The organism is Legionella hackeliae (assembly GCF_000953655.1).
Classification (GTDB): Bacteria; Pseudomonadota; Gammaproteobacteria; order Legionellales; family Legionellaceae; genus Tatlockia; species Tatlockia hackeliae.
In genome coordinates, this window is record NZ_LN681225.1 from 3,038,166 (window position 1) to 3,052,364 (window position 14,199).

Consider the following 14,199-nt stretch of genomic DNA (forward strand, 5'->3'; position numbering starts at 1 on the left):
CGTACTCACAATTTACCTACTAAATCTGTAAATACTTCACCGCGGTGATTAAAATCACGAAACATATCAAGACTTGCACAAGCTGGAGATAATAAAACAACATCCCCTGGCTTTGCTTGCTCTTTTGCGAGCATAACAGCACCGTCGAGCGAAGGGGCTCGTAATATCGGTACTATATCAGATAGAGCCGTTTCAATTTTGTCCGCATCTTCTCCAATGAGGACGACTGAGCGCACATAATCGGCAACAGGGGTACGAAGTTCAGCAAAATCAGCTCCCTTTCCTTGGCCACCGGCGATTAATACTATTTTCCCTTGCATGGAACCTCCTATTCCAGAAATGGCAGAAATAGTGGCACCAATATTGGTTCCTTTCGAATCATTAATCCAATCCACTTGATTTAAAGTTCTTACCCACTGACAACGGTGAGGGAGTCCCTTAAACGATCGGAGTACATGAATGATAGGTTCGAAATCTATCCCTGCTGCCCGAGCTAAAGCACACGCAGCCAAAGCATTCTGCCAGTTGTGTTTCCCTTTGATGCGCAGGTCGTCAACTGCTAAAAAGCAGTGCTCTCCCTGTGCAAGATAATGAATACCATTTTTCTCAACAATTCCCCAATTTGAAGCAGTCGGTTTATCAAGGCCGTAATCTGCTCTTTTGGCATGCGTCAGTTCCACTTTAGGATAAGTATGCTCATCTTGACGATTGTATAAAAGGAATTGTGCGTTTTGATAAATTCGTTGTTTAGAATCAATATAGGCTCCATAGGTATGGTGCCTGTCCAGGTGATCAGGAGATACATTTAAAACAGTCGCAGCAACAGGTCTAAGCGAGTAGGTTAAATCCAATTGGAAACTGGATAACTCAAGGACCCAAAGATCATAATCATATTCATTATCTAAAAGATCAAGAACTGGCAAACCAATATTACCTGCAACTGCCACTGACAATCCGGCTATTTTGGCCATTTCTCCGACTAATGTTGTGACCGTTGATTTACCATTAGTCCCTGTAATAGCAATGACTGGCGCATGTATTTCACGTGCCAAGCACTCAATATCACCCAACACAGGAATGTTACGGCGAAAAGCCTCTTGAAGAAATACTTCATCCAGGGATATCCCCGGACTGGTAATAATTGCCGTCAATTGTTGGTAAATCGTGTTAGGTAATTCCCCTAAAAATACATCAACGCCTGGAAATTCAGCAGCGAACTCAGCTAATCCCTTTACTTCTTTACGGGTATCAAAAACTACAAAAGGCAAATTTCGTCGCCGTAAATAACCAGCGATAGAATGCCCTGTTTTTCCTAAACCTGCGATTAAGTAAAGTGGTTGGTTCATAATTGCACCTATCGAAGTTTTAAGGTTGCTAAACCACAAAGCACAAACACTACGGTCATAATCCAAAAGCGCACAATAACCTTAGGTTCAGACCACCCTTTTAATTCAAAATGATGGTGTAAGGGTGCCATGCGGAATAAACGTTTACCACCGGTATATTTAAAGTATCCTACCTGCAAAATTACAGACACTGTCTCAAGAACAAATAACCCCCCCATAATTAACAGGACTAATTCTTGTCTAACAATAACAGCAACCATTCCTAAAGCAGCGCCGAGTGCTAGAGATCCTACATCCCCCATAAAGACTTGGGCTGGATAGCTGTTATACCAAAGGAAACCAAGGCCAGCACCTACAATCGCTGAACAGAAAATAGTTAACTCACCGGTATTAGGAACAAAAGGAATAGTCAAATAATGCGCATAAATTGCATTGGAGCTCGCATAAGCAAAAATACCCAAAGCCCCGGCAACCATTACAATAGGTACAATAGCTAATCCATCTAAACCATCGGTAAGATTAACAGCATTGCTACTGCCAACAATGACAAAATAAGCCAAGACAGGAAATAGAGGGCCTAAACCAATCAATAAATCTTTAAAAAACGGAACCGTCAACTGGGTTTGCACAGGAATTTCAGCATTCCAATACAAGTAGAATACGGCACCCAGCGCAATTATTGACTGCCAGAAATATTTCCATCTCGCGGGCAACCCTTTACTATTCTTACGCACTAACTTACGATAGTCATCAACCCAGCCTACCAGGCCGAAACCCGATGTAACCAATAACACCAACCATAAAGCAGGCTGTCGTAGGTCTCCCCATAACAAACAACTGGAAATAATGGCTAACAGAATCAAAACCCCCCCCATGGTGGGAGTACCCGCTTTAGATAAATGAGTTTTAGGTCCATCATCACGTACCATTTGCCCAATCTGTAGATTTCTCAACCACTTAATCATTAAAGGACCGCAAAATAGTCCCACTAGAAGTGCTGTTAATGCAGCTAAAATAGAACGAAATGTTAAATACTGAAATACTCTAAACGCATGATACTGTCCTTGTAATAGCTGCGTTAACCAGTAAAGCATGTTATCTATACCTCATTTAAAAGTTAGGGGGAGTAGCCCCAAAGACCCGCGGAATTTTTAGGCCGGGCAAAAAATTGCCAAGCATATCATATTCTGGATAAATCAACCCACCAAATGATGCACAATTTTTTCCATCGCTGCAGAACGCGAACCTTTTACCAATACAGTTGTATTAGCATCAAGTTTATTGAGCAAATCTTGGGCCAATTCTTCTTGATTGCTATAGTGCTTGGCACTGTCTCCAAACGCTTTACTGGTGTGTGCGCTATGGGTACCGCAAGTCATTAATACATCAATACCTTGACGTTGGGCAGCATAGCCAATTTCTTCGTGATGTTCCTGAGTCCAGCCTCCCAGCTCGCCCATATCTCCCAAAACGAGAATACGACGTCCTTGACGTTTCGCTAATACAGAAACAGCAGTTAATACGGAGCGTAGGTTAGCGTTATAGGTATCATCGATAACTAAACATTGGTTTTTGCCTTGTAAGAATGTCATACGCCCAGGAACACCACGGAATTGATTCAGACCTTGAATGATATCCGCCAGACTAATGCCAGCAGCATGACAACAACTCGCGGCAGCCAAAGCATTCGACACCGTATGCTCTCCAGGTACTTGTAACGTCACTTGACCATGTCCTGACGGCAGTACCAACTCAAACTGGGCACAACCTTGCTCATTAAATTCAATATTCTTTGAATAAACATCAACTGGTTTATTTAACGAAAAACGTAACACTTTTTTCCCGGTTAAGCTGCCATCCCAGAAGTGTGCATAACTGTCATCTTCATTGATAACTGCAGTTCCCCCTTGCGGAAGGGCTTGATAAATTTCACCTTTGGTCCGCGCTACCCCGTCTATTGATCCGAATTCACCGATGTGCGCTGGAGCAATATTATTAATTAATGCCACTTGCGGTTGCACAATGGCAGCAGTATAGGCAATTTCCCCAACATGGTTAGCACCCAACTCAAAAACAGCATAACGATGACTGGGATTTAATTGCAATACAGTCAATGGAGCACCAATATGATTGTTTAAATTTCCTGGTGTTGCATGGGCAGGTTTCGGTAAAATTGTGGCTATCATTTCCTTCACACTGGTTTTACCATTGCTACCAGTTAGAGCAATTATTGGACAATTAATGGTTTGGCGATGAGCAGTAGCAATTTTTGCCAAGGCTTGCAAGGTATCCGGAACTTTCAATTGGGGAATTGTTATTTCATTATTAATTTCGCTACAAACTATAGCAACAGCTCCCTTTGCAGCGACTTCAGCCATAAAGTCATGCCCATCAAAACGCTCGCCTCGCAAAGCAATAAATAAATTTCCTGGTTTAACTTGACGACTGTCAATGCAAATCCCTGTTATTAGTGGATTACCGGCACAAGATGTATCAAGTAATTTTGCGATATCGTTTAGGTTCATAGCAATTTTAAAAGAGTAAAAAGCCTAGTGTACTGATTATTGGCTCGTGTCACCAGAGAGTGAGTGAATTTTATACTTTTTTATTATAAACAAAACTGAAATGCATCGGATAACTACAAAAAACATCTAGTATTATCCCATACAACTTAGAACTCTCATTAAGTAGAAAGGGCTTTGTCGCAAATCAATTTAGGCTCAGACCGGAGTTATTTAGGGGCGCCCTTATGCGGCGATCCCATGGAACTGTTGAAAAATAGTTTGATTGGCAGATTGATGATGTTGTCCCTTTCGGAGCATATGGTGTAATTCAATTCCTGCTAAGGTTGCATCTGCCGAATGAAACGCTTTAAATCGACTTTGTCTGGAATACTGTTTGAACCGATAGCTTTCTCATAAAATGCCTTCGCTGCGGGGTTCGTCATGTTGTCCTGACAGCATGAAATCAACGGTATTTCCTTCATCAACTGCCCAATACAAATAAACCCACTGGCCTTTTTTAACATAGGTCTCATCCATGCGCCATGAAATACCATCAGGACGCTTGTGCGTTTGCGAAATACCACTTCGAGCAAGGGGGCATACTTAATAAGCTGGCCCCAGGTTTAATTTTACTTGTAATGTAAGTTGCTCAGAAGCACATTTAAGCCAGGGCAGGCAGCTCATAAGCTTCACTGATATTAAGAAGGCGATAATAATGAGCCAAACTTGACTCCGTTAATGGCTGGCGTTTTTCATCAAGTAAATAAGTATCCAATCCATCACGTAATTGCTTGGCGGTTTCATACATAATGCTTAGGCGCTCTGCATCAATTGTTGGATTACCTGAAGATTGCATGAAAAGACATAGCCCTCTTACACTAAATGCACCAATATTTTGTAAATCAAAAACTCCAGTTGCGGTAGCCGCAGCAAGGCTGCAAAGGACAGGACCCTGGCCATTTGCATATTGGTGTCTATGAAATAATTGCCCTTCGCCAAAACGTAATCCTGCACCTAATACAGTCTGTAATAGTTCATAACCCGCTAATTGACGATTTTCCTTAGCTAGCAAAAACATCATCAATGATTTGCCAGGTTCATTGGTTATCGCTGGTTTTTCGTCGTCTATTTCGTCCATTTCACCCATAATCATGGTCTTTGCAGGCGTGGTTTCAACAAAACTATCACCCTGTGCCAAAAGGTTGTCTTGAGCATTATTATTGACCTTACGCACAGCAATAATATCATCAAAATGTTTGGTCTCTGCTTGTCCTAAGGAAGGTTGATAGCTAACCGGATTTAAGCTTTGACGTCTTGCTTTCATTAAACGCCCGATAGCAATCACAACTCCAATGAGTAACAGAACATTAAGGATAAGACTCCAATTTGCCTGCATTTCTAACTCCTCTATTCAAAGAGCTCGTATGTACTGTTAAGACGAGCTCATAGACAAAGCCTGTTCTACATCCACTGCAACCACCCGAGAAACACCAGGTTCACGCATGGTTACCCCAATTAAATGATTTGCCAATTCCATGGTTACTTTGTTATGGGTGATAAACAGGAACTGTACGAATTGTGACATCTCTTTTACTAAAGTACAAAATCGGCCGACATTAACATCGTCCAGTGGCGCATCAACTTCATCCAGCATACAAAAAGGCGAGGGATTCAATTGAAAAATCGCAAACACCAAGGCCACCGCAGTCATTGCTTTTTCTCCTCCTGACAACAAATGAATGGTGCTATTTCGTTTACCCGGAGGTTGAGCCATCACTAAAATACCAGCTTCTAGCAGATTATCGCAAGTTAACTCTAACATTGCACGTCCCCCTCCAAAAAGACGGGGGAAAAGTGCTTGAAAAGCAGTATTAACTTCGTCAAACGTATTTTTAAATCGCTGCTGTGTTTCTTTATCCATTTTTTCAATCGCAGCATCTAATGTTGCTAATGCTTCACTTAAATCCTGATATTGCTCGTCTAAGTGCTGTTTTCGTTGAGATTCGGTCTCATATTCTTCAATAGCGGCCAGATTGATTGCCCCTAAACGTTTAATTTTCTCAATAACCTCGTCTAACATTTGCTCACGTAATGCCTGAGATACATCCGCAGGGATGTTAGCAAGCAACTCTTTTAGCTGCACATCAAGCTCTGTCAAAGACTCAATAATGCCAGTGGCACGAACAGCAAGGGCTTGCTCTTGCATTTGCTCCTGCTGTATTTTTTCCTGAACCAACTGAGCATTTTTTTCTTCCATACGAACCAAAGTCTCAAAAGACTCCAGTTCTTTCGTTAAGACATTGAGCCCCTCTCTGAAAACAGTTAACTGCGTTTCAAGTTCATTATGTCGCAGAATCTTTTCCTCGAGTCGCTCTTGAAGTTCTGTTGCTGGTGCGTCCAATGCCATTAAGCGAGAGGCTAGGGCTTCCATACGGTCATTTAATGTTTCTAAACGTAATTGCTCACGTTTCACATTTTCAGTCAGTTGTTGAATTTTAATTTTTTCTCTGTCATAAGCCAATTGACTTTGATGCAACAAAGATCTTGTTTCATCAATGTCGTCTCGCTGACTTGATAAGGTTTCTTCCCAAACATTTTTTTCAGTGTTGACAGTTTTTTGCTCCTGCTCATAACGAGTTGCAGTTTGGGTCGCTGTCAATAAAGCGCTTTCTGTTTTTTCCTTATCGATCGCAAGTTCTTCCAATTTTCCTGTAAGTTCGTCTTTTTCAATCGCTAGCAGACTTGTTCGTGTTTCTATTTGCTGACGGGTACGCTCTTTGTTAGCGATTTCCCCTTCACATGTTTTATAATCATCGCGAACTTTGGAAAGATCTTGCTTAGCCATTTCAAGGTGCTGTTCAAGCGTTTTGAGTGTCTCATGTAGTTGATGACGTTTTTCTTTCAAACCGGACAAATGGGTTTGGGCGACAACCAGGCTTTCATTCAATGTGACTAACTCTTCCTGTCGCCCTAACAATCCACCTTGCTCTTGCTCAGAGGGTATGGCAATTTTGACCCATTTTTTGGCTAACCAATAGCCACTGGGGGTAATGATTGACTCATTCTCTTGTAAATGAGGTAACCAGGATAATGCTTCATCCAGATTGGTAGCCGCATAAATACTCTTCAGAGAAAGCAACCAATTGGGATTGAGACCGGTGATCATTTCACTAAGACGTGGGAAAGTCTTCCTGGTAGGACTATCGACTTCTGGAGTAAGAAATACAGCCGTCTGGATTGGCATTTCTTTGAGTGAAGGCCACAGTTCATCCAAAGAATCAAGAACGATTGCCTGTAAACCCTCTCCTAAAACTAATTCGCAAGCATATTGCCATTCTTTGGCAACGGTCAATTTCTCAACCAGACGAGGATTATTCTTCCACAGATGAGAGGGCGTGACAGTTTGCGCCCGGCCTAAGGCTGCTTGCTGTGTAGCGAGTAATGTAGCGTGCCTTGTCGTTAACGAGTGAACATTGTCTTGGGCTTCTAACACCAAGGTTTCTGTCTCTAGAAATTGCTCTCGACATGAAGCTAACTCTGAAGACACTTGCTGATACACATGCTCTCGATGTTGCATGAGCGTTTCCAGCGTTGTAAATGAGTCTTTTTGAATTTTGAGCGCCTCAATAAGATCATCAATTTCGCCAAGCTGCTGTTCTTCAGTAATCTTTTCCAAGCGAGTTAATATTTGTTGTCGCTGTTCAGCAATGTGTTGCAAACGCACTTGTTCAACTTGAGTTTCACGTAAAGCTTTGTTTAGCTCCGTTTGTATTGTTTGTATTTTTGCATTCCAGCTTGTTTGCTGTTGTTGCACGTTCTGTAGCAACTGCTGCTTCTCGCTAAACTCAGTTTGCAATTTTTGCCAATTATTAAACAATAAATCTAATGATTTCTCACTATTTTGTAATATTTCCGTATCTTGCTCTATTTGGCGAGTTGCAGCTTGCCAGTCTACTTGTATTTGTTGCTGATCAGCTTGCAGGCGCTGTTTTTCTCGTTGATTTTGTTGGATAGTTTCTTCCAAACGAGCAATATCCGTTGCCAACTGGTAAAAATTGGACTGTATTTGCTGGAAAATTTCATTGTCATCTTGAAGTTTTTCTCGCAATACTGTGCTTTGCTTATAGGCATCCGCAGCATTAGCCTGATGCTTTTCATGCTCAGCCATTAACTCTTTTATGACAGCTTGCTTTGTCACTTGATCTTCAGTAAGCGTTTGCCATTTTAATGCTAAAATTTCAGCTTTATATAAACGCTCTTCTGCTTTCAGTAATTTATAGCGTTCGGCAGCTTTTGCCTGACGCTCGAGTCGTTGCAGTTGTTTATCGAGCTCATCTCGAATATCTGCAACTCGCGCTAAATTCTCACGAGTATGATTGATGCGTAATACTGTTTCACGACGGCGCTCCTTGTATTTTGAGACACCCGCAGCTTCTTCCAGATAGGCTCTTAGTTCTTCAGGGCGAGCTTCAACAATGCGTGAGATAGTGCCTTGACCAATGATTGAATAACCACGTGCCCCAGCTCCTGTGCCTAAAAAGATATCGGTAATGTCACGACGGCGACAGCGACTCCCATTTAGATAGTAAGAAGAATCACCATCACGAGTAACAACCCTCTTTACAGAAATTTCCTGATAACTACCGTATTGTCCTGCTAAACGTCCAAGACTATTATCAAAAATTAATTCAACAGAGGCTTGTCCTACTGCTTTACGCTGGGTTGAGCCATTGAAAATCACATCTGTCATGGACTCGCCGCGCAGATTTTTTGCTGAACTTTCTCCCATTACCCAACGTACGGCGTCAATAACGTTAGATTTTCCACAACCATTAGGCCCAACTACAGCCACTAATTGGCTTGGAAAGGGGACCACAGTAGGATCAACAAAGGATTTAAATCCTGCTAATTTTAACTCTTTTAGCTGCATGGGTAACGCGATGAGAATAAATTGGAGGAATTGTAACCTACAAATAGTCGCCAGGAGAAGAATTGTTGCAGATTAGTAGACAATCTATGTAATTTTAAAATTCAAAAATAGTCGTTCCCCAGGTATAACCAGCTCCAAACCCTGTGAGTAAAATTAAATCGCCTCGCTTGATTCGCCCCTCATGATAAGCTTGATTAAATGCCAAAGGAATGGACGCGGCCGAAGTGTTCGCATGTTTATCAAGGGAAACAATAATTTTCTCCATTGGAATATCTAAAGCACTGGCTACAGATTGCAAAATGCGAATATTTGCTTGATGGGGAATAAAGTATTGGATATCTTCAATCGTTAAATGAGTGCTCTCCAAGGCTTGTTTGATTTCTTGAGTAAAACGAAAAACCGCATTTTTGAAAACTTGTTTACCATTCATGAGAATATACGGTTTCTTCTCGGTTAGATTCTCGATTCCCTGACCAATCCCCCAAGGAATGTATAAATCATCACTCCCCTTCCCATCCGAGCCAAGCTTGCAATAAAAAATTCCTTTTCTATTGGAGTCTAACGAACGTTTTAATAGAAATGCGCCAAACCCATCACCAAATAATATTCCTGTTGTTCGGTCACTGTGATCTATAACATTAGAGAAGGCATCACAGCCCAACACTAAGGCATATTCAACGTGTGGGCTGCTTTGCATAAAATAATAAGCATTGGCCAGCGCATAGATAAAACCTGAGCATGCTGCTTGCATATCAAATGCTATACAATTATGGATCTGCAATTTTTGTTGTAGCATCGCGGCTGTACTCGGCATTAGTCGATAAGGCGTTGTTGTTGCAACGATAATTAAATTAATCTCTTCTGGCGAAATTTGAGCTTCAGTAAAAGCCGCAAATGCTGCGTTATAGCTACAATCCAGAAAATCCTCATTTTCCGCAAGCATGTGTCGTTGTTTGATACCTGTCATTTGCGTAATCCAGGTATCCGTTGTAGTCAATACTGATTCAAGATCCTCGTTGAGGATAATTTTTTTTGGTAAATAGCCCCCACACGCCAAAATTTCAGTATTACTCATTACTCAACTCCTTTTTTGCATTGCCATGCTAAAAAGTTGGCCAATAAAAATGCTATCAGCCAAGAGACATGGACCTATTATAATTATCAATTTATCAGTCTAGTTTTCTACAACCCCTCTAAGTTGCCATTTGGCAATACTGCCACTAAAGCCTACGCCAAAAGAAATTAAGAAAAAGTTACCGGTTTTTTTATGTATGTTAAGAGCTTCATCAAGCATAAATCCAATCGAGCAGGAGGATAAATTGCCAAAGTTTTTAATAATTGAATAGGAATGAGAAACTTTCTCGTTTTCTTCCAAACTAAAAGCATGTCTAACACCGTCGATAATTTTCTTACTGCCGGTATGAATCAGAAAGAAATCAATGTTATCGATATAGTTTCCTTCAGAGCCGCCACATAGTTTTTGAAATAAACGCTTACTGTAAAATAGGCCTCGGGCAGGAACTATTTTACTTAAATAATATTGTGGAAATCCCTCATAAAGTGGCTTAAAACTCCCTCCTTCATCCATATGTAAAATCTCAGTATCTTTACAGGATTGATTTGTAAGGTGAACACATTCAAAATTTTGTTTATCTTCGCCAAGTTGTAACAACATGGACACTGCCCCATCACCAAGTAGATGGCTATTAATTAATTTATTTAATCGAAGTGTCGCTGCTTCTTTTTCCTCTCCTTCTACTATTGACCGAATCTCACTAAACGCAATTGTTTTTTCAATTAAAGTGGGAGGACTCATGGCGGTATGTGTTTCAGCAACCCTAATTAAGGCTTGCTTACGAGGATTTGTTGTTAGAAATGATTGAGCTACCTCAATAGCTTTCACTAGCGAAGAGTATCCTTGATTTTGCATATTGATAACGCTAACCTCACGAGAAAGTATTGTTGGATCCACTTTAGCTATTATTTGATATGCCATAGATCGTAATGGCCTCATTGCTGTATTGGTAACGGTAATAAATAGGCAAATGTTTACCTCTTTTTTTATAGAATTAGCGCATTTATAAATTGATTTCACCGCAAGATCATTAATATTCTCGATTAGTCGTCTAGGTATCTTTCCTGATAGATATCGTGGATAGTCCTCTACCACGAAATAGCGTTGGTCGATCTCCATTGAAGCAAGCATTGAGTGGACGTCTGTGCTTAAATGTCCGTTGGCTTCATGTATAATTTCTTGGCTAGAAACTGTTTGTTCAGGAACTACGGAGGTGATGCTGAGGATATCTATAGCTTTCATATTGTTATAATATCAACCCAATTGAACAAATATCTTTCATTTTAGAAGACCTAGTTCCAGTTTTCAATCAAATACAGGATAAAAAATTCACATCCAAGCCAGGGTTACTATCATTTTTTCCACAATCTTTTGAATTTAGGTATAAACTTTTCTTTGAGTGATTCGTACAGTCGCATAAAAATAATTTGACAGCAGAAATAAAAAAATAGAGCTATATTTTGTATTTAACCTTATAAATTAATCTTGTTTTACTTAGAATTCAGTTTGGCTTTTATGAAGCATTTGTTAAGCTAGGTAAGATGAATTAAGTTTAAAATTACTTGTAGGAGCTCGGATGACCCACGATACAGAACTTAGTGATCTCATGCACTCAGTTGCGATGAAAAGTCTTCAATTACTTGATGGAATGAAAAAACAACCCGCGCAATTTCCTACTCTAATCAAACAATATATCGATCTTACTACAGATTTTCAGGCTCTATTAGCCGTAATTTTAAAAAATCCAGAACAAGTTTGGCAGATGCAAATTGCTTATTGGCAAGATGCCATGAGTCTAATGCAAGAACAATTTAATTGCTGGCTTGAAGGCAAACCTATGCCCATTGAAGACAAACGCTTTAATAGTGAGGAGTGGGTCAATAACCCATTTTTTAACTTACTTAGTCAGCATTATCTTTTAGCAAGTGAACATTTAAACTCTCTTTTCGAGCATCTAGATTATGGGGACAAGCAACTCGCCAAGAGAGTACAATTTTTTACAAGGCAATACTTAGATGCCCTATCACCAGCAAATTTTCTGCATACAAATCCACAGTTAATGGCAGAAACTATTCAAAGTCATGGAAAAAATTTGTTACGTGGTTTACAGAATTTACTGACTGATCTCGAAACAGGCTCTTCGCGTTTAATCATTAAAATGACCGATACAGATGCCTTTAAAATTGGCGAAAACATTGCGACAACTCCTGGAAAAGTGATTTATCGCAATGACATGATGGAGCTTATTCAATACAGTCCACAGACTGAGAAAGTAAATGCGATTCCTTTACTCATTGTACCGCCCTGGATTAATAAATATTATATTTTGGATCTGAGTGCCCATAATTCCTTAATTGGCTGGTTAGTACAACAGGGTATTACTGTATTTGTTATTTCTTGGGTCAATCCGGACTCCAGCTATGCTGATAAAGGACTATATGACTATTTAAACGAAGGTCCTTTGACCGCAGTTAAAACGATTCAAAAACAGTGCAAAGTAGAACAAGTCAACGTGCTTGGCTTTTGCATTGGCGGTACCTTAATCGCCTGCATGCTTGCCTATTTAAATGCCTTGAATGAACATCCTATTCGCAGTGCGACCTTCCTTGCCTCAATGATTGATTTCAGCGACCCAGGTGATATCTCTGTCTTTATTGATGAACACCAAATTCGCCGCATTGAAGAGGAAATGCACGCTAAAGGTTTTCTCGATGGCCGCTTTATGGCAAGTACCTTTAATTCGTTGCGAGCCAATGACCTTGTTTGGTCATTCTTTGTTAAAAATTATTTACAAGGTAAGAATCCTGTACCTTTTGATATCTTATATTGGAATGCAGATGCTACGAATATGCCGGCAAAAATGCACTCTCAATATTTACGTTGGATGTATCTTCACAATAATTTGGTTAAACCGTGCAAGATTCATTTAAACCAGGTGCCATTAGATGTTACCCAAATTAAAGTGCCAACCTTTTTCGTGTCTACACAAAAAGATCATATTGCCCCTTGGCAAACTACTTACCTTGGCTTCCAATTGATGAAGGGCAAAAAACGCTTTCTGCTAGGTGGCTCAGGGCATATAGCGGGTATCATTAACCCACCTGGTAGTGAAAAATATGGCTTTTATCGTAATACAAGAACAGATCAAACAGCTGAAGAATGGATGGCATCTGCAACTCATCAGCCAGGATCTTGGTGGCCAGAATGGTTGGAATGGTTACAGAAAGAATCGGGGCGCCTTATTGACGCACCTGATTTCAATAAATTGCCATTCAAACCCATTACTGATGCACCAGGTGAATACGTTTTCAAAACCTATAAGGCTGCAATGGAGCAAGGAGCCGATAACAATAAACGCACGTTCAATCCAGAAGCCTTACTAAAAAAAGACATCGCACCCGAAGAAGAGATAGTGCCTTGTAAATAAGACTGAGAATAAACAATGCTCGTATTGTGGCAATGTACAAAAAGGATTTCCTGTTCTATACGAGCAATCCATTTGCAAAACCAAACATGGAAGATATTGCAGAATTGGTTAACAAACTTAGTCCTTCGGATTAGTAATTTCTTTTCTTTAGGCTTGCAGTTAACATATTGCCAATTTACTTATGCCACTTATCGATCTATAACAATAATATTGCATTCTTGCGGTATATTGTTGGCATGGACCGTGTTAGTTGCAATCAGACATTAATTCTAACGTAATTAACCCAGATGAAGACCATGATGAACCAGCAAAAAATCTCTTGTCCCACGTGTGGGAAACGAAATACTTGGCAATTGAAAAACACCTTTAAACCCTTTTGCTCCGATCGATGTAAACTGATTGATTTAGGGGAGTGGGCTAATGAGTCTCGAGTAATTCCTGGAAATACCATTGATCCAGACTTAACCGTTCAAATTAGCAATGACCTTGATGAAGTGTAGTGACGATTACTTTGCTTAGCGATTGATGGGCTTTTAAAAAAAGCTACTACCTAAGGTAGTAGCTTAAAAATTTGGACTATTACTTCTTGACTTCTGCTTTATTTTTTACTTCTTGTACGAGTGAAAGCATTGTTTTTTCCATGATTTGGAATGATTTTTGTAAATAGTCCAACGCCTTATGACCGTTTTCAATTGCTAGATGAATTTGTTTTTCAAATAATTCTTCAGGTTTTTTAGTAGTAGCCACTTCATCAGGTTTTAGGTAGCTAAGACCTTGTAAAGTTTTTACATTAAGTTCAGCTAGAGCTTGAAATGGTTCTTGCATCTTTTTGGCTATTTCGCTCCAGTTTTCAAAATAAGCTTGTGTCATTGTATTCTCCGATTATGTTGCACCGCACAATTTTAGAATAGTACTTT

Annotated in this window: 10 protein-coding genes and 1 pseudogene; 2 read left to right on the plus strand and 9 right to left on the minus strand. The window is 40.1% G+C overall.

Annotated elements, in window-relative coordinates; translation table 11 throughout:
* Positions 1-5: 5 nt before the first annotated feature.
* From murD to LHA_RS13520, 8 genes and pseudogenes are all read right to left on the minus strand, one after another.
* Entirely contained in the window at positions 6-1,346 is a 1,341-nt protein-coding gene (gene murD / locus LHA_RS13490; protein WP_045107001.1) for a UDP-N-acetylmuramoyl-L-alanine--D-glutamate ligase, read from the minus strand.
* Between the two features lie 8 nt (positions 1,347-1,354).
* The gene (mraY, locus tag LHA_RS13495) at positions 1,355-2,440 is read right to left on the minus strand and encodes a phospho-N-acetylmuramoyl-pentapeptide-transferase (RefSeq protein WP_045107002.1); all 1,086 of its coding nucleotides are present in this window, start codon (positions 2,438-2,440) and stop codon (positions 1,355-1,357) included.
* 102 nt (positions 2,441-2,542) lie between these two features.
* Entirely contained in the window at positions 2,543-3,871 is a 1,329-nt protein-coding gene (locus LHA_RS13500) for a UDP-N-acetylmuramoyl-tripeptide--D-alanyl-D-alanine ligase (protein ID WP_045107003.1), read from the minus strand.
* A gap of 353 nt (positions 3,872-4,224) precedes the next feature.
* Positions 4,225-4,461, minus strand: a pseudogene (locus tag LHA_RS17705) (DDE-type integrase/transposase/recombinase); the annotation flags it as partial.
* A gap of 50 nt (positions 4,462-4,511) precedes the next feature.
* Positions 4,512-5,246: a cell division protein ZipA C-terminal FtsZ-binding domain-containing protein gene (locus tag LHA_RS13505; protein WP_045107004.1), complete on the minus strand. Its 735-nt coding sequence runs from the start codon at positions 5,244-5,246 to the stop codon at positions 4,512-4,514.
* A gap of 36 nt (positions 5,247-5,282) precedes the next feature.
* A complete protein-coding gene (gene smc, locus LHA_RS13510) occupies positions 5,283-8,780 on the minus strand; it encodes a chromosome segregation protein SMC (RefSeq protein ID WP_045107005.1) in 3,498 nt (1,165 codons plus the stop codon).
* A gap of 94 nt (positions 8,781-8,874) precedes the next feature.
* The gene (locus LHA_RS13515; protein WP_045107006.1) at positions 8,875-9,855 is read right to left on the minus strand and encodes a beta-ketoacyl-ACP synthase III; all 981 of its coding nucleotides are present in this window, start codon (positions 9,853-9,855) and stop codon (positions 8,875-8,877) included.
* Between the two features lie 99 nt (positions 9,856-9,954).
* A complete protein-coding gene (locus LHA_RS13520; protein WP_045107007.1) occupies positions 9,955-11,097 on the minus strand; it encodes a 3-oxoacyl-[acyl-carrier-protein] synthase III C-terminal domain-containing protein in 1,143 nt (380 codons plus the stop codon).
* Positions 11,098-11,431: 334 nt separating this feature from the next.
* On the opposite strand from LHA_RS13520, the gene LHA_RS13525 reads away from it, so the two are divergent.
* Positions 11,432-13,282 (plus strand): PHA/PHB synthase family protein, encoded by a 1,851-nt coding sequence (locus LHA_RS13525; protein WP_082060362.1) that lies wholly within the window; start codon positions 11,432-11,434, stop codon positions 13,280-13,282.
* 296 nt (positions 13,283-13,578) lie between these two features.
* Positions 13,579-13,782: a DNA gyrase inhibitor YacG gene (locus LHA_RS13530; protein ID WP_045107008.1), complete on the plus strand. Its 204-nt coding sequence runs from the start codon at positions 13,579-13,581 to the stop codon at positions 13,780-13,782.
* Positions 13,783-13,861: 79 nt separating this feature from the next.
* Here the strand turns inward: LHA_RS13530 and LHA_RS13535 are convergent, their stop codons facing one another.
* Positions 13,862-14,152 (minus strand): phasin family protein, encoded by a 291-nt coding sequence (locus LHA_RS13535; protein ID WP_045107009.1) that lies wholly within the window; start codon positions 14,150-14,152, stop codon positions 13,862-13,864.
* Positions 14,153-14,199: the final 47 nt, after the last annotated feature.

Bases quoted from the DNA above. Each gene is read 5' to 3' on its own strand.
- LHA_RS13515 (WP_045107006.1), bottom strand. From the start codon at position 9,855: ATGAGTAATACTGAAATTTTGGCGTGTGGGGGCTATTTACCAAAAAAA.
- LHA_RS13530 (WP_045107008.1), top strand. From the start codon at position 13,579: ATGATGAACCAGCAAAAAATCTCTTGTCCCACGTGTGGGAAACGAAAT.
- mraY (WP_045107002.1), bottom strand. From the start codon at position 2,440: ATGCTTTACTGGTTAACGCAGCTATTACAAGGACAGTATCATGCGTTT.
- LHA_RS13525 (WP_082060362.1), top strand. From the start codon at position 11,432: ATGACCCACGATACAGAACTTAGTGATCTCATGCACTCAGTTGCGATG.
- LHA_RS13535 (WP_045107009.1), bottom strand. From the start codon at position 14,152: ATGACACAAGCTTATTTTGAAAACTGGAGCGAAATAGCCAAAAAGATG.
- LHA_RS13500 (WP_045107003.1), bottom strand. From the start codon at position 3,871: ATGAACCTAAACGATATCGCAAAATTACTTGATACATCTTGTGCCGGT.
- smc (WP_045107005.1), bottom strand. From the start codon at position 8,780: ATGCAGCTAAAAGAGTTAAAATTAGCAGGATTTAAATCCTTTGTTGAT.
- LHA_RS13520 (WP_045107007.1), bottom strand. From the start codon at position 11,097: ATGAAAGCTATAGATATCCTCAGCATCACCTCCGTAGTTCCTGAACAA.
- LHA_RS13505 (WP_045107004.1), bottom strand. From the start codon at position 5,246: ATGCAGGCAAATTGGAGTCTTATCCTTAATGTTCTGTTACTCATTGGA.
- murD (WP_045107001.1), bottom strand. From the start codon at position 1,346: ATGAACCAACCACTTTACTTAATCGCAGGTTTAGGAAAAACAGGGCAT.